Annotated in this window: 16 protein-coding genes; 13 read left to right on the forward strand and 3 right to left on the reverse strand. The window is 55.2% G+C overall.

Going from position 1 to position 14,991, the window contains the following annotated elements:
- Nucleotides 1-283: 283 nt before the first annotated feature.
- Nucleotides 284-1,150, reverse strand: coding sequence for a tRNA 2-thiocytidine(32) synthetase TtcA (gene ttcA, locus H8K04_17415; GenBank protein ID UVT15557.1), 867 nt, complete (start codon nt 1,148-1,150; stop codon nt 284-286).
- Between the two features lie 66 nt (nt 1,151-1,216).
- Here ttcA and H8K04_17420 point away from each other — a divergent pair, with 66 nt between their 5' ends.
- The 4 genes from H8K04_17420 to H8K04_17435 all read left to right on the forward strand — a co-directional run bounded on the left by H8K04_17420 (nt 1,217) and on the right by H8K04_17435 (nt 4,534).
- Nucleotides 1,217-1,705, forward strand: coding sequence for a hypothetical protein (locus H8K04_17420; GenBank protein ID UVT15558.1), 489 nt, complete (start codon nt 1,217-1,219; stop codon nt 1,703-1,705).
- Between the two features lie 155 nt (nt 1,706-1,860).
- Nucleotides 1,861-2,922 carry a putative zinc-binding metallopeptidase gene (locus tag H8K04_17425; protein UVT15559.1) on the forward strand — a complete coding sequence of 354 codons (1,062 nt, stop codon included), beginning with the start codon at nt 1,861-1,863 and terminating at the stop codon, nt 2,920-2,922.
- The gene (locus tag H8K04_17430) at nt 2,919-3,941 is read left to right on the forward strand and encodes an ATP-grasp domain-containing protein (protein UVT15560.1); all 1,023 of its coding nucleotides are present in this window, start codon (nt 2,919-2,921) and stop codon (nt 3,939-3,941) included. Before H8K04_17425 ends, H8K04_17430 begins: the two co-directional genes overlap by 4 nt.
- A gap of 110 nt (nt 3,942-4,051) precedes the next feature.
- Nucleotides 4,052-4,534 carry a hypothetical protein gene (locus H8K04_17435; GenBank protein UVT15561.1) on the forward strand — a complete coding sequence of 161 codons (483 nt, stop codon included), beginning with the start codon at nt 4,052-4,054 and terminating at the stop codon, nt 4,532-4,534.
- 28 nt (nt 4,535-4,562) lie between these two features.
- Here H8K04_17435 and H8K04_17440 read toward each other — a convergent pair whose 3' ends face one another.
- Nucleotides 4,563-5,168: a 2,3-bisphosphoglycerate-dependent phosphoglycerate mutase gene (locus H8K04_17440; GenBank protein UVT15562.1), complete on the reverse strand. Its 606-nt coding sequence runs from the start codon at nt 5,166-5,168 to the stop codon at nt 4,563-4,565.
- Nucleotides 5,169-5,236: 68 nt separating this feature from the next.
- Complete coding sequence (locus tag H8K04_17445; GenBank protein ID UVT15563.1) at nt 5,237-5,887, reverse strand: DUF2628 domain-containing protein; 651 nt, start codon at nt 5,885-5,887, stop codon at nt 5,237-5,239.
- Nucleotides 5,888-6,055: 168 nt separating this feature from the next.
- Between H8K04_17445 and H8K04_17450 the strand changes: the two genes are divergently transcribed.
- The 9 genes from H8K04_17450 to H8K04_17490 all read left to right on the forward strand — a co-directional run bounded on the left by H8K04_17450 (nt 6,056) and on the right by H8K04_17490 (nt 14,978).
- On the forward strand, nt 6,056-7,273 hold the full coding sequence (locus tag H8K04_17450) for an acetylornithine transaminase (GenBank protein UVT15564.1): 1,218 nt from the start codon (nt 6,056-6,058) through the stop codon (nt 7,271-7,273).
- Nucleotides 7,273-8,250 carry an ornithine carbamoyltransferase gene (gene argF, locus H8K04_17455; protein ID UVT15565.1) on the forward strand — a complete coding sequence of 326 codons (978 nt, stop codon included), beginning with the start codon at nt 7,273-7,275 and terminating at the stop codon, nt 8,248-8,250. Before H8K04_17450 ends, argF begins: the two co-directional genes overlap by 1 nt.
- Nucleotides 8,251-8,260: 10 nt before the next feature.
- The gene (locus tag H8K04_17460; GenBank protein UVT15566.1) at nt 8,261-9,475 is read left to right on the forward strand and encodes an argininosuccinate synthase; all 1,215 of its coding nucleotides are present in this window, start codon (nt 8,261-8,263) and stop codon (nt 9,473-9,475) included.
- The gene (gene argH / locus H8K04_17465; GenBank protein UVT15567.1) at nt 9,475-10,884 is read left to right on the forward strand and encodes an argininosuccinate lyase; all 1,410 of its coding nucleotides are present in this window, start codon (nt 9,475-9,477) and stop codon (nt 10,882-10,884) included. The genes H8K04_17460 and argH overlap by 1 nt, the downstream gene beginning before the upstream one ends.
- On the forward strand, nt 10,881-11,108 hold the full coding sequence (locus H8K04_17470; protein ID UVT15568.1) for a hypothetical protein: 228 nt from the start codon (nt 10,881-10,883) through the stop codon (nt 11,106-11,108). Before argH ends, H8K04_17470 begins: the two co-directional genes overlap by 4 nt.
- A gap of 45 nt (nt 11,109-11,153) precedes the next feature.
- Nucleotides 11,154-12,425: a diaminopimelate decarboxylase gene (gene lysA / locus H8K04_17475; protein ID UVT15569.1), complete on the forward strand. Its 1,272-nt coding sequence runs from the start codon at nt 11,154-11,156 to the stop codon at nt 12,423-12,425.
- A 2-nt stretch (nt 12,426-12,427) separates the two neighbouring features.
- Nucleotides 12,428-13,300, forward strand: coding sequence for a 4-hydroxy-tetrahydrodipicolinate synthase (locus tag H8K04_17480; protein ID UVT15570.1), 873 nt, complete (start codon nt 12,428-12,430; stop codon nt 13,298-13,300).
- Between the two features lie 28 nt (nt 13,301-13,328).
- Nucleotides 13,329-14,132 (forward strand): 4-hydroxy-tetrahydrodipicolinate reductase, encoded by an 804-nt coding sequence (gene dapB / locus H8K04_17485; GenBank protein UVT15571.1) that lies wholly within the window; start codon nt 13,329-13,331, stop codon nt 14,130-14,132.
- A 573-nt stretch (nt 14,133-14,705) separates the two neighbouring features.
- Nucleotides 14,706-14,978 (forward strand): hypothetical protein, encoded by a 273-nt coding sequence (locus tag H8K04_17490; GenBank protein UVT15572.1) that lies wholly within the window; start codon nt 14,706-14,708, stop codon nt 14,976-14,978.
- The last annotated feature ends 13 nt before the right edge of the window (nt 14,979-14,991 follow it).

A 14,991-nucleotide genomic window follows, 5' to 3' on the forward strand; every position in this document is an offset into this window, starting at 1 on the left:
CGCTCGGAGAACTCGATGGGAATGGGCTCTTTGTTTACGTCTCACGATACAGAAGCGTAAGGGCACGCGATACATCGCCCCAGCGATAATGCTCAGTGCAACCACTGCAAGGAACATCGTCATCGACCTTCACCCCCTTTCTCCATAGTGAAAGCATACTCCTTGAAATGTGAAGGCTGCATTAGAGGATCATGAAGAATTCTTCATGATTCGGCCTAACTGCGGAAATTTAGACAGGAACCCTTCATGGCAGGCAGGGATCAGTATCCAGAAGTGCCGGAACTTATGGAGGAGGCGGTTCCTGGTCTAGCCAAGCATCACCCTCGGTCTGACTACCTACAACTGATGCAAGCGACTTAAAATCAAAGAGTTGAGGATCCATGAGGAGAGCAGGGGCGACGTTCCCGACCGCTGCGGCGATGCTGTCTGAACAGCCCGGCGAGGTTCGCTCCCATTCCTGGAGTAATGCCTTCACTTTTTTTCTTTTGAGGTCTTCCTGCGACCCACAGAGATCGCATGGAATGATCGGGAACGCCCGCAGCTCGGCATATCGTGCAAGGTCGGTCTCTTTGACCATGGCCAGCGGTCGGATGACGATGTGTCGCCCATCCTTCGAACGAAGTTTCGGGGGGATGGCTTTGAGTTTCCCCGAATAGAAAAGATTCAAAAACAAGGTTTCAATGATGTCGTCACGGTGATGGCCAAGCGCGATCTTGGTGGCGCCAAGCTCAGTGGCGATGCGATACAAATGTCCTCGCCGTAACCGTGAGCACAATGAACACGTGGTCTGCCCCTCAGGGATGAGTCGCTTCACGATTGAATAGGTATCACGGGATTCTATGTGGAAAGGGATTCCTCGACTGCTCAGGTACTGTGGAAGTACCTGTTCCGGGAATCCCGGCTGCCGTTGGTCGAGATTGACGGCGACTACACCGAAACGAATTGGAGCCCGGCGCTGCAACACGAGTAAAATATCCAGCAGACCATAACTGTCTTTACCGCCTGACAGGCAGACCATCACTTTGTCGCCATCATCGATGAGGTGATAGTCAGCAATCGCCTGGCCCACCAGCCGGCAAAGACGCGTTTGCATCTTCTCTGTTTCTTCGTCTAATTTGTGCGAGAGTGTTGGCGTGAGCGGGATAAGCATGGCAGGATTGTAGCCGCACCACCGTTGCCTTGTCGACAGTCTGATCTCGTAGAGAGGCGAACAATAATGGCGCAGTCTATTCTCTTCGTGTGTACCGGAAATATTTTTCGGAGCGTTGCGGCCGAATACGCGTTACGGGCACAGCTGGGCCAGCACGTCTCCTACCGGGTTGAATCGGCAGGTATCGAAGCCAAATCCAAGACAGTCCATCCCGTCATTACCAAACGCCTGATCCAAAGAGGCATCGATCCGTCCGCGCACATCCCACGACTTCTGACGAAGGAACTGGTCGCCCGAAACGACCTGATCATCGCGATGGGTCTGGGCCATCGCGAGTTTATTCAAAAACGATTCGGATTGAAGGTTCCGCTCTTTAATGAAGTGTCGTTCGGCCAAGACCTCCCGATCCTCGATCTGCACGAAGCTCTGCCTGATTGGGAATGCGATATCGTCGAGGCACGGGCTTATGTGGAGTCGGTTATCGATCATATTTGGGAAGGCATACCGGCGTTGATGGCACGACTCTCACAGTTCCCCGACGTCAAGGAACGTTAAAGACCTAGGGCGGTTCGAACTAGAACTGTCCGTACAATTTTCACCTCGCCGGCCTCCTCCATTCCAAACCACAGGGCTGCATCAGGCGTTATTACCACTACGTGCTATATTTTCCATGAACGGCATAACAGCAGTAGTTCAGAGACTTGCCTATCATGGATCGCACGATTTTCGATGTTCACAAGGCTCCGATCATCGGTCAGGACGAGCCCAAATGGGCATCCTGGTCGGATGAAGCGCTATTGGACCTCCCGATGTGCGACTTGCACGTGGGGCTCAAAGGCGGATTTCTCGAACAACCCATCGCTGAACTGACTCGCGAACTGGAAGAATGTCGCTTGTTGTTTCGGCCGCATTTCTGGCTCTCCAACGAGTGGTTTACACCGGATGGTGTGCCTGGGATTGCCATCCCCTTCTATCTGGCCCATCCTCGTCTCGCGAAGCTGGAACAAGCCCAATTGCTGGAAGTGGAAGGCGGGACGACGGAGTGGTGTTTGCGCATTCTTCGCCATGAAGCTGGCCACGCCATTGAGAACGCCTACAAGATTCGCCGCCGGAAAACGCGTCAGCAAATTTTTGGCAAGTCCTCCCAGCAGTATCCACTGTACTACTCCCCCCGGCCCTACAGTCGAAGCTTCGTGCGCCATCTGGACTTGTGGTACGCCCAAAGCCATCCAGATGAGGACTTCGCTGAAACGTTTGCCGTCTGGCTCACACCGGACTCATTATGGGAAGAACGGTACCGGGGTTGGCCCGTGCTCAAGAAACTCCGATATGTCGATGGGCTCATGAAGGAACTCCGAGGGGTCTCTCCTTCCGTCACGACATGCGAAGAAGTCGATGCGCTTTCCACCCTGAAAAAGACACTGCGCGAACACTACGAACGCAAACGCAGACATTACGGAATCGAACGGCAGTTGCAGTACGACCCGGATTTAAAGCGACTCTTTTCTACAATGCCATGCCACGCAAATAAGTTGAGTGCCGCCACCTTTCTCAATCGGTTCCGTCGAGAGGTACGGCGTAAAGTCGCCGCGTGGACCGGCGAGTACCAATACACAATCGATCAGGTCCTGGAGGATATGATTCAACGATGCCGGGAACTTAATCTGCGGGTTCCCATCGCGGAGGAGCAAGCCAAACTGGACTTCACCATCCTTTTGACCGTTCAGACCATGAATTTTCTGCGCAGCGGACGGCATCGGGTGGCCTTATGAAGCGACTGCGGGTGCTCGTCCTCATGCATGAAGACCTTGTTCCTCCCGACCAGGTGGAAAGCTACGACCCGGAATCCGTTGAGTGGCGGACAGAGTACGACGTCGTCTCTACGCTGAAGAAACTCGGCCATGAGGTCTCCCCGCTGGGAGTCAAGAACGAGCTCGGCGTGATTCACACGGCCATCGACCATGTGAAGCCGGACATCGTCTTTAACCTTTTGGAAGAGTTCGCGGGTGTAGCCGTCTATGATCAGCACGTCGTGTCGTACCTTGAACTCCTGAACCTGGCCTACACCGGTTGTAACCCGCGTGGATTGATGTTGGCCCGCGACAAAGTCCTGACTAAGAAGGTGTTGTCCTTTCATCGAATCCCCTACCCTGAGTTCATTGAGGTGCCTCAAGGACGTGCGGTCAAGCGGCCTAAATGGCTGACTTATCCCTTGATCGTCAAATCGGTCAGCGAGGAGGCCTCGCTGGGAATCTCGCAAGCGTCGATTGTCGTGGACGATGACAAGCTGGGTGAGCGGGTGGCATTTATTCACAATAGCGTGGGAACCGGAGCTCTGATCGAGCAGTACATCGAAGGTCGTGAGTTCTATGTGGGGATCATCGGCAATGCGCAGCTGCAAGTCTTGCCGGTGTGGGAACTCATCATGGACAAGCTGCCGGATGACGCCAAACGTATCGCCACCGAGCGGGTGAAATGGAGCCGGACGTATCAAAAGAAGTACGGGATCACTTCACGAGAGGCTGAGAATCTGCCGGAGGGCAAAGCTGAAGAAATTCAGGATCTCGCCAAGCAGGTCTATCGTGCACTCGGGCTCAGCGGCTATGCCCGGATCGATATGCGGATGAATACCGACGGGGGACTCTACGTCCTGGAAGCAAATCCCAACCCACAGATCGCCGAAGATGAAGACTTCGCCGATTCAGCCAAGAAGGTCGGCTACCAGTACAAGGAACTGCTGCAAGAACTCCTGAACGTCGGCCTTCGCTGGCGCCCCGCCAAAGCCGCATGACGTGACAAGAACAGTTCGGTGATTCTTCCCCGTGCCTGGTTCGCACACGGCCAGCCGCTTGAGGGTACGACAAGTCGTGCAGTAATCTGTCCAGCGATACGAGGATCGTTATGACTCCGGCAGAAGCGGCAGCTGCGTTGTTCAAAACCATGCCGCCGCCCATCACGGCGGCGCAGCTTGAGGAATACGGTATTGAGGCTCTTGACTCCGACATCCGACGGATGGCGTGTGAGATCCTATCGCTCAATCTCTATTGGGTCTTTGCCGCGATCGATGCGCACATCCCGCTCAGGTATCGGGCCGCGATCAAACAGGAACTCATGGAGTCCGTTCAGATGGAGTGGTGGCACTCGAGAAGGCTAGGGGCAGGCACCTGGGGTGAATATCAAGCCGACTTCAATGAGCGGCAAGCGCGCTATACCAACCTGGTCGATCAGGAAGGGATGAGCCACATGGGTATTTGCGCCGAGACGGCGTCTTTGATGGAAGACCAAGGCCTCGTCTCGTCCGAGAACCGCGAGAAGCTGCTGGTGTTGTTGATCGACTATGCGCCGGCTTCCGAATACGGCCGATTACTCGACGAGGCAGGATAAAGGCGCTGAGGTCGGATCCTCTCCACGCTCAGAGATAGCGGTGCGACAATACCTTACCGCGTTCATCGAATTCATAGAGCAGCGGTACGCCGGTTGGGATGTTCAGCTCCAAGACCTCTTCTTTCGACAACTGGTCCAACTCCATCACCAATGCGCGAAGACTATTGCCATGCGCGGCCACAATGATGGTTTCTCCCCTCAGGATGTGTGGTTTGATCATCCTCTCATAATACGGTAACGCGCGTTCTGCCGTATCTTTAAGACTTTCGCCACCCGGCGGCCTCACATCATAACTTCTCCGCCAGATTTTCACTTGCGCGTCGCCGTACTTCATGGCGGTTTCAGCCTTGTTCAGCCCCTGTAGCTCGCCATACATCCGTTCATTCAGCGCCTTGTCCTTCTCGATGGAAATAGCGGTTTGCCCGATGGTCTCCAAGACAATTCTCAGGGTCTCATTCGCGCGGGTGAGGACTGATGTGAAGGCACGATCGAACCTAATCTCCCGAAGCTTTTCACCGGCTTGTTTGGCTTCTTCGACCCCTTTTGCGGAGAGCGGCACGTCCACCCAACCGGTAAAACGATTTTCCAGGTTCCATTGCGATTCACCATGACGTAGCAACACTAATCGAGCCATCGCCTATCCTTTGTGGTCAATGTGTCTATCTCGCCCGGGGACCAAGAATACCGAATTGCCGTCTCAAGTCAAGCCGGCGCCGTCATCACCGATTGCTTCGCCGGTTTGCTTGGCGACTTATCGAAATCGAGTGAGCCATCTTGAGCCATCTTTATGAGCGTAGCCAGAAAGATAATGTAGAAGAACACGCCGACCCAGATGACGTAGGGCTGCACCCCGCCCGATTCTTTCAGGGCGCCTTCTAGGGCAGGAGCATCCAACTGGCCGGCTTTCTTGATCTCGGCAATATGCTCACGGCAATGCCAATAGTACAGGTAGTTTGCGGTGGCCCCCGCCATGATGCTCCAGACGATGCCGGCGGAAAAATCTCCCGTGAGATACGTCGAAACCATCGGACCTACGGCATAGACGAACGCGTGCAGATACATTTTGCGGTACAGAAACCATAGAAAAGAGATGTAGAGAAATGCCGGCCAGTTCCAGGACAGCGCGAACCGCGGTTGGCCTTTCGATGAAAACTTCTTGAAGACGGCCATGTAGTGGTCGGCATTGGGGCCGATGAACTGACGCCACAGGGTGTCCTCGACTGGAATCACCCGGTCGGTGGAAGTCTCCGCCGTCTCAGTGGCGGCCTTGACTTCGACCAGCTTGGTTCCGCACTGATGACAGAAATTGGCGTCGTCCGGATTCTGTTGGTGGCACTGACCACAAGCCGTCATGGCGACGCAGCTTACCATACTCCGACGAAGAGCAGATGGCTTATCGCACATCACTGCCTGTCACGCTAAAACCACCCTTCCTCCAGCCAGTCCGGCCCCTATTCCGCTTATTGCTCTTCCTATTGGCCCTGTGCTAGCTTTTCTTTTTTTATAAGGGGATACGCCATCATGCCGACCGAGGAATTGAAAGACGAGGCCGCAAAGTACCTTATGCAGACCTACGGCCGTCAGCCGGTCTCAATCGTACGCGGGCGAGGCGCCAAGGTGTATGACCTGGAGGGACGAGAGTATCTGGATTTCGTCGGCGGGATCGCCGTCAATATCTTGGGGCATGGTCATCCGGATCTCGTGAAGACGATCCAACGTCAAGCGGCACAACTCATTCACACATCAAACCTCTATTACACCGAACCTCAGGTAAAGCTGGCTCGCTTGCTGGTGGACCACTCGTTCGCCGATCGCGTGTTCTTCTGCAACAGCGGAGCCGAAGCCAATGAAGCGGCGATCAAACTGGCACGACGGTATGGACATGAGCGACATGGAGCGGCCCGATTCGAAGTGATCACGATGAAGAACTCGTTCCATGGCCGTACGCTGGGAATGATCACAGCCACGGGACAAGAAAAAGTTCAGAAAGGCTTCGAACCGCTGATGCCCGGGTTTGCTTATGCCCCGTTCAATGATTTCAGCGCAATCGAGTCCATGGTCAACGAACAAACGGCAGCAATCATGCTGGAGCCGATTCAGGCGGAAGGCGGCGTGCATGTCGCCAACCAGGATTATTTGAAGAGCCTGCGTGAGCTCTGTACGCAACAAGACATTCTCCTTATTTTCGACGAAATCCAAACCGGCATGGGCAGAACCGGCACATTCTTCGCCTATGAACAATTCGGTGTGCAGCCCGACGTCATGACCCTGGCAAAGGGCCTTGCGGGGGGAGTACCGATCGGGGCCTGCCTCGCGAAGGAGTCGGTCGCCGCAGCGTTTACACCCGGCTCCCATGCGTCGACATTCGGTGGAAACCCGCTGGCTTGTGCCGCCGCGCTGACCGTGTGTCAGGTGCTGCTCGAGGGACGAGTGCTCGATCAAGCGAAACGCATGGGTGAATATCTGGCGAAGGGGTTGGCCGACTGTAAAGACCGCCATCGAATCGTGCAGGACGTGCGAGGCCTCGGTTTGCTGCAGGGTATGGAGTTGGAGATTGATGCCAAAACCATCGTAGCCGATGCGTTGGCCCGTGGTGTCTTGATCAATGCCGCGAACGAGCGGGTGCTCCGATTTGTGCCGCCTTTGATCATCACGCAAAATGAGATCGACAAACTTATTGAGCTCCTTGGTACATTGTTCACCCAGCGTCAGGTCGCAGGGAAAGGCTCCCACCACTGATGACCGGATCCGTCCGACATAGCAGGGGTGCCGAACCCTATGCCAAAGATCTGTTGGACGTCGCGACGATGCCGCGGAAGCAGGTCCTCGACTTGCTGCGTCTGGCGATGTCTCTTAAGCACAAACAGCGCCGAGGCACACCGCACCGGTTACTACCCGGAAAAACATTGGGGCTGTTGTTTCAGAAACCGTCGACACGGACTCGCGTGTCGTTTGAGGCGGGAATGAACCAGCTGGGTGGCCATGCGCTGGTTCTTCCCATGGGAGACATTCAGCTTTCGCGTGGGGAGACGGTCTCGGACACCGCACGCGTCTTGTCCCGCTACCTGGACGGTATCGTGATTCGGACCTATGACCATTCTATCGTCGAAGAGTGGTCGGCTGAAGCCAGCATGCCGGTTATCAACGGGCTGACGGACCATAGCCATCCCTGTCAGGCGTTGTCCGATCTATTGACGATTCAGGAAATCAAGGGTCGATTGGCGGGGCTCAGCCTTGCCTACATCGGGGATGGAAACAACGTGGCCAATTCGCTGATCGAAGCGGGGGCCAAGATGGGGATGCGTGTGGCGATCGGGTGCCCATCCGGCTATCAGCCGGATGGGCGAGTGGTCGATCAAGCACGGGCAGATGGACAAGCGACCGGCGCCTCCATCGAAGTGTTGGAGAATCCTCTCGTCGCAGTGAAGGAAGCGGATGTCGTGTATACCGACGTCTGGATCAGCATGGGTCGCGAACGGGAGCACACAAGACGATTGCGGACACTTGCCCCTTATCAGCTCAACAAGCGGCTGCTGCAACGGGCGAAACCCGACGCCATCGTCATGCACTGCTTGCCGGCACATCGAGGTGAAGAAATTACAGCGGAGGTGTTGGACGGCCCGCAGTCGGTGGTGATTGATCAAGCCGAAAACCGGTTGCACATGCAAAAGGCAATTTTGACTCAGTTGCTAAACCGAAAGAAAGGTACGCGATAAGCTCGCCATCATGAAGCCAAAGCCGATCAAGAAAATTGTCCTGGCCTATTCAGGCGGACTCGACACTTCAGTCATCCTCAAGTGGTTGCAGGAAACCTATCAGGCCGAAGTCATCGCGTTTTGCGCCGACCTTGGACAGGGTGAAGATTTGAAAGCCGTCAAGGCAAAGGCCCAGGCGCTCGGTGTCAAGAAGGTCTATGTCGAGGATCTGCGAGAAACCTTCGTCAAAGATTACGTGTTCCCCATGTTACGTGGGAATGCCATGTATGAGGGCTGTTATCTCCTCGGCACTTCGATCGCCCGGCCGCTGATCGCCCGCCGACAAGCGGAAATCGCCCTGAAAGAAGGGGCCGAAGCAGTGTCGCACGGAGCCACGGGAAAGGGCAATGATCAGGTACGTTTCGAGCTGACATACATGGCGCTCGCGCCCAGCCTGAAGATCATCGCGCCTTGGCGGGAATGGACCATGCGATCTCGCCGTGAACTGATCGAGTATGCCGATCGCCACGGCATTCCCGTGACTGCGACGAAAGCCAAGCCATACAGCACAGATCCAAATCTGTTTCACGTCAGTTATGAAGGCGGTATTCTCGAAGACCCTTGGGAGGCGCCTCCTGATGAGATATTTCAAATGACCGTCTCGCCGGAAAAGGCACCTGAGACGCCGCGTGAAGTCGAGATCGACTATGAAGCGGGCAACCCCGTCGCGGTCGACGGCAAAAAGATGAGCCCGGCCGGCTTGCTCGCTCACCTCAATAGGTTGGGCGGCGCGCATGGGATCGGCCGGGTCGATCTGGTGGAAAACCGCTATGTCGGGATGAAGTCGCGCGGAGTCTATGAAACACCGGGAGGGACGATTTTACACGTCGCCCATCGCGGGCTCGAATCGCTGACCATGGACCGTGAAGTCCTCCACTTCCGAGACAGTCTGATTCCCCGGTTCGCCGACCTGATTTACAACGGATATTGGTTCAGCCCTGAGCGGGAAATGGTGCAGACAGCCATCGATGAAGCGCAGAAAGACGTGAGCGGCACGGCGCGAGTGAAACTATACAAGGGAAGCTGTACGTTGGTGGGACGAAAATCGAAAAAGTCCCTCTATCGGCTGGACATCGCAACGTTCGAGGAAGACGACGTGTACAATCAAAAAGACGCGGAGGGCTTCATTCGCTTGAACGCATTACGGCTGAAGATCCGTGCTCAGAGGAAAAAGGCGTCGACCTGATGGCCAAGAGCAAACGCCACCGGAAACCGGCCGGTGGGAGTAAGGCCTGGGAGGGCCGATTTCGAGAGAAGACCAATCGATTGGTCGAAGCATTTACCCGGTCGGTGGCCGTCGACAGCAGGCTGTACCCCGAGGACATCGCCGGCAGCATCGCTCATTGTAAGACACTGGAAAAGGCACGTGTCCTGACGCCGACGGAGACGCGCGCGATAGTCCGCGGTTTGGAATCAGTCAAACGAGAGTTGGACCGTGGCCAATTTGCATTCTCGCCCCAAGACGAAGATATCCACATGGCGATCGAACGCCGGTTAACTGAAGTGATCGGACCATTGGGGGGGAAACTGCACACGGGACGCAGCCGGAACGATCAAGTGGCATTGGACATTCGGCTGTATTTACGCACGCAGCTGGACGAGCTGCATGAGGGATTAATTGAATTACAACGTGTGCTGGTGGCAAAGGCCGGCGCGAACCGGGCAGTCATGATGCCCGGATACACCCACTTGCAACGGGCTCAGCCGGTCTTGTTTGCACATCACTTGTTGGCGTATGTGGAGATGTTCGAACGAGACAAAGGTCGATTCCGTGACGCGAGAGGCCGGCTCAATGTCATGCCACTGGGGTCGGGCGCTTTGGCTGGTACGAATTATCCGCTGAACCGACGATATACGGCTGAATTACTGGGCTTTCCTGCGGTGACCATGAACAGTATGGATGCGGTCTCCGATCGCGACTTTGTGATTGAAGTGGCCTCAGCCCTTTCGATCATGATGATGCATTTGTCACGGCTGAGTGAAGAGTTGATCGTGTGGGCCTCGCAGGAGTTTCAGTTCGTCGATCTGCCGGATGCCTTCTGCACGGGAAGCAGCATGATGCCGCAGAAGAAGAATCCGGACGTCCCCGAGCTGGTCCGAGGAAAGACGGGGCGCGTATACGGGCACTTGGTCAATCTCCTGACCATGCTGAAAGCCCTGCCCTTAAGTTATAATCGAGATCTGCAAGAGGACAAGCCGGCGCTCTTTGATGCCCTCGATACGGTGGCATCCTCCCTTCGAGTGATGACGGAGTTGATGCGCCGACTCAAAATCAACCGGGAGGCGTTGAAGCGAGCATTGCACGGAGGCGGACTGCTTGCCACGGAACTAGCCGACTACTTGGTCATGAGAGGAGTGCCTTTTCGCGAAGCCCACGGTATCACCGGACGAATTGTCCGGGCTGCCCTTGATCGAGGACGTGACGTGGCCGATTTATCGATCGAGGAGTTACAGACGTTTTGCGACCGGATCGAAAAGGGAGTGTTTTCTCGGCTGACCGCCGCCGCTGCAATCGACCACAAAACACAAATCGGCGGAACAGCCAAGGGGCGGGTTGAGCAACGACTCAAAGAGCTGGAGCAATTGCTCTCATGAGAATGCTCGTGATCATTACATCCGCAGCTTTATTCGTTGCTTGCGGAGTCGTGGGTTCTCCCGTTCCACCGGAATACGTGGGGGTCGCCGTCACGATCGACAAACAAAAGAAACAGCATGCACTTGAGGCAGAACGAGACGCGGTGGACCCCGCCGTAGGGGACCCATCCCTTGAAAATCCTGACATCAATCTGCCACCGTCATACCCGGTTGGGACACGGTAAGAGGTTCTCGCTTGGCACACCGACATCAATTCGGGGGTCGACACCATGCATAGCTTCGAGTATCACCACGGAGAGTTGTACTGCGAACAGGTACCGGTCAGTCGCGTAGCAAAGGAACTCGGTACGCCTTGCTATATCTATAGCCATGAGACACTGGTCCGTCATTTTCATGCCTACGACGGGGCATTTAAGAATATTCCTCACGTCCTTGCGTTTGCGATGAAAGCCAATTCCAACCTCGCCATCTTGCGATTGATGGCCAGAGAAGGCAGCGGAGTTGATATCGTTTCAGGAGGAGAGTTGTTTCGCGCCTTGAAAGCCGGTGTCCCGGCCTCCAAGATCGTATTTGCCGGAGTCGGGAAGGCTCCCGACGAAATTCGTGATGCGCTCAAAGCGGATATCCTTATGTTCAACGTGGAATCGCCGGCTGAGCTGCATGCTCTCAGTCAAGTCGCCGCCGAAGTCGGCAAGAAAGCGCGCGTGGCGCTGCGAATCAATCCTGATATCGATCCGAAAACACATCCTTATATTTCCACCGGGCTCAAGAAAAGTAAGTTCGGCATCGCGGCGGATCGGGCGGTGGAAGACTTCTCCCTCGCCGCGTCGATGAGCCATATCAATGTTGTTGGCGTCCATGCACATATCGGGTCTCAGCTCACGGATGTCACGCCCTTCATTGAAGCCTTGAAAAAGGTCGTCAGTCTCGTCGAGACTTTGAAAGGGAAAGGCATCAACATCCGTTATCTGAATATCGGGGGCGGGCTTGGCATCACGTACTCGGATGAAAAGCCGCCGTTACCTCAAGACCTCTCCAATGCGATCTTGCCGCTCGTGCAAGGGTTGAACATCACGCTCGTCATGGAACCGGGACGCGTCATTGTCGGGAATGCCGGAATCCTGGTCACAAAGGCCATGTATCTGAAAGAAGGAGAAGCGAAGAGCTTCATCATTGTCGACGCTGCGATGAACGATTTGATTCGGCCCAGCCTGTACGGAGCCTACCACGAGATACGCCCGGTGAACGAGGAGGCGGCTCGTCGGGCCAGACAGACGGTGGATATCGTTGGGCCGGTCTGTGAATCCGGAGATTTTCTGGCGAAGGACAGGTCGCTGCCGAACGTCAAGCCGGGTGAGTTGTTGGCGGTCATGAGCGCCGGGGCCTACGGCTTTGTCATGGCTTCCAATTACAACTCTCGACCTCGTGTACCGGAAGTGCTCGTCAAAGGTGGAGAGTTCCACGTCATCCGCGAACGAGAAACGTACGACGACCTTATTAAAGGAGAGACGATTCCCCCGTTCTTACGCGAGCAGGTATGAGTATGTTTACCGGATCTCTTGTCGCTATTGTCACGCCGTTTCGAGAGGGCAAGGTTGACGAACACGCCTTGGCTGAGCTGATCGAATGGCAAATCGCCAACGGCACCAATGGCATTGTTCCCTGCGGGACCACTGGCGAGTCAGCCACGCTTTCTCATGACGAGCACAATCGGGTGATCGAGCTGACGGTTGAAGTCGTCCGGCGGCGTGTACCGGTCATCGCGGGAACCGGCTCGAACAGCACGGAAGAGGCCATCGCGCTCACCCAGCATGCAAAACAAGTTGGTGTCGACGGGGCCTTGCTGATCACCCCCTACTACAATAAACCCACCCAGGAAGGCCTCTATCGCCACTATAAAGCGGTCGCCGAAACCGTCGACTTGCCTTTGGTCCTGTACAACATTCCTGGTCGTACCGGAGTCAACATGCTACCGGCGACGATCGCTCGACTCTCCGCCATCAAGACAATCGTCGGAGTTAAGGAAGGAAGTGGGTCGGTCCAACAGGCTTCGGATATCGTGCAGATGTGCGGCGACCGTCTCACCGTGTTAGCCGGTGACGATGCCCTCACGCTACCCATGATGGCGGTCGGAGGAAATGGCGTCATTACGGTCACGGCCAATATCGTGCCGACTGAAATGGCTGGTCTTGTGAAGGCGTTTGCAGAAGGGAACATCGACGAAGCTCGACGGATTCATTTCAAGCTGTCTCCTCTCTTTGCCGCGTTGTTCTTCGAGACCAACCCCATTCCCGTCAAGGAAGCCTTAGGACTCATGGGCAAGATTGACCCGGAATTGCGCTTGCCACTTTGCCCAATGGCACAGGATACACGCGAGAAGTTGATTCGCGTCTTAAAAGAAGCGCGATTAATCTGACTGTCGAAGTGTCGAGGTGCACGTCGTCATGATCAAAGTCATCGTTGCAGGTGCGGCCGGCCGAATGGGCTGCCGACTCGTGTCGCTGATCAAAGACTCCACTGCTTTGATGCTGGCTGGAGCTTTAGAAGGAAAAGGTCACCCGGCGCTGGGACAAGATGCAGGTGAAACCGCCGGAGCAGGACGTGCCGACGTTCCCATCACAGACGATCTCTCCGCTTTGATGGGACGAGGAGAAGTTGTGATCGACTTTTCCGCACCCGAAGCGACTCTTGAACACATGCGGACGATCGTCCGCCATCGGCGTGCAATGGTGATCGGCACGACCGGCTTCTCAACGACTCAGCTCGAAGAGTTGAAGTCCTTAGCCCAGCAGATACCGTGTGTGTTTTCTCCAAACATGAGTGTTGGAATCAACCTGATCTACAAAGTCATTGCCGAAATGGCCAGAACACTCGGCGAGGATTATGACATTGAGGTCATCGAAGCTCATCACCGGCTGAAGAAAGACGCACCAAGCGGCACGGCTCTGAAAATTGCCGAAGTTCTCGCACATTCCGTGAATCGCGACCTGAACCAAGTTGGTGTCTACGCCCGTAAGGGGTTGGTCGGCGAGCGAGCCAGGGGAGAAATCGGTGTGCAAACTATTCGCGCCGGCGATATCGTCGGCGACCATACCGTGCTGTTCGGCGGCATGGGAGAACGAATCGAGGTTACTCACCGAGCCAGTAGTCGAGACACGTTCGCTCGCGGAGCCCTCCGTGCCGCAAGATGGGTTGTCCGTCAGCCGCCCGGCATATACGACATGATGGATGTGTTGAGTCTTCGTTGACCGGCTTCAGCCTTATCTCATCATCTGAACAGCCGGTCGTTTGTTCTGCAACATTCCTCGCGTCTTAGGGTTTCACTGCCGTTAACGGTAGTGAAACCAGTGCCGAGTCTTCTCTCAATGAATATAGCGATTACCCGCGCGCGTAGAGCTGTTCCGGTCATGAGCGACCTGCAGCCATCCGGCTGGTCAAATAGTGAGGATTTGGGGTTCGACAGGAAGGATTAATGTCGCGCCGTGATCGGCCGAGGTTCCTGATCTGCTGCTTTCCGACGACCACAATTAAGACAGGCAAATACGGTGATCGCCAGTCCGGCATCCAGATCGACTGCTCGTTCCGGTAACATCGCGCCATGGCATTTGTCACATGTTTTCATGGGCGCACTTTAACACCATAGAAAAAGGAAGCCAATACTCCTGAAGTACTGGATCACACTGACAAGAGTCCCAATGGTCACGACGTTTATGGGTCATTTGTGCATTTCCTCTCAATAGTATTTTGCTGGAGCGCCGGTGTCTGTCTTGACAGACTTCCACCTCTCTCATAGGATTGTGGTGCCATTGCAGTAGGCCACTATGTATAGATTGCTCCTCGCCGTTTTACTTCTAATCGTTCTCTATCTCCTCCTCAGACGAATGTTTCGTGGATTCAAGAGTTCGGACGAAGAGGGTCGGGAAGGGTCAACGGTTCAGACGCAAGATCAGGAGCAAGATCAGATGATCGAGGATCCGGTCTGTCACATATTCGTCCCGAAGCGGATCGCCGTGATCGAAACGATCGGCGGACGAGAGTTTTGCTTCTGCAGTCAAGAGTGCGCGGTGACGTTTCGGAGCCAGCGGATTGTATAACAGATCCTCGGTT

Origin of the sequence: Nitrospira sp., from assembly GCA_024760525.1 — a bacterium.
In the GTDB taxonomy this organism is placed as follows: Bacteria; Nitrospirota; Nitrospiria; order Nitrospirales; family Nitrospiraceae; genus Nitrospira_D.

Coding starts and splice junctions, on each gene's coding strand:
- H8K04_17480 (UVT15570.1), top strand. CDS start 12,428: ATGTTTACCGGATCTCTTGTCGCTATTGTCACGCCGTTTCGAGAGGGC.
- dapB (UVT15571.1), top strand. CDS start 13,329: ATGATCAAAGTCATCGTTGCAGGTGCGGCCGGCCGAATGGGCTGCCGA.
- H8K04_17460 (UVT15566.1), top strand. CDS start 8,261: ATGAAGCCAAAGCCGATCAAGAAAATTGTCCTGGCCTATTCAGGCGGA.
- H8K04_17420 (UVT15558.1), top strand. CDS start 1,217: ATGGCGCAGTCTATTCTCTTCGTGTGTACCGGAAATATTTTTCGGAGC.
- ttcA (UVT15557.1), bottom strand. CDS start 1,150: ATGCTTATCCCGCTCACGCCAACACTCTCGCACAAATTAGACGAAGAA.
- argF (UVT15565.1), top strand. CDS start 7,273: ATGACCGGATCCGTCCGACATAGCAGGGGTGCCGAACCCTATGCCAAA.
- H8K04_17430 (UVT15560.1), top strand. CDS start 2,919: ATGAAGCGACTGCGGGTGCTCGTCCTCATGCATGAAGACCTTGTTCCT.
- H8K04_17490 (UVT15572.1), top strand. CDS start 14,706: ATGTATAGATTGCTCCTCGCCGTTTTACTTCTAATCGTTCTCTATCTC.
- H8K04_17445 (UVT15563.1), bottom strand. CDS start 5,887: ATGACGGCTTGTGGTCAGTGCCACCAACAGAATCCGGACGACGCCAAT.
- argH (UVT15567.1), top strand. CDS start 9,475: ATGGCCAAGAGCAAACGCCACCGGAAACCGGCCGGTGGGAGTAAGGCC.
- lysA (UVT15569.1), top strand. CDS start 11,154: ATGCATAGCTTCGAGTATCACCACGGAGAGTTGTACTGCGAACAGGTA.
- H8K04_17470 (UVT15568.1), top strand. CDS start 10,881: ATGAGAATGCTCGTGATCATTACATCCGCAGCTTTATTCGTTGCTTGC.
- H8K04_17435 (UVT15561.1), top strand. CDS start 4,052: ATGACTCCGGCAGAAGCGGCAGCTGCGTTGTTCAAAACCATGCCGCCG.
- H8K04_17440 (UVT15562.1), bottom strand. CDS start 5,168: ATGGCTCGATTAGTGTTGCTACGTCATGGTGAATCGCAATGGAACCTG.
- H8K04_17450 (UVT15564.1), top strand. CDS start 6,056: ATGCCGACCGAGGAATTGAAAGACGAGGCCGCAAAGTACCTTATGCAG.
- H8K04_17425 (UVT15559.1), top strand. CDS start 1,861: ATGGATCGCACGATTTTCGATGTTCACAAGGCTCCGATCATCGGTCAG.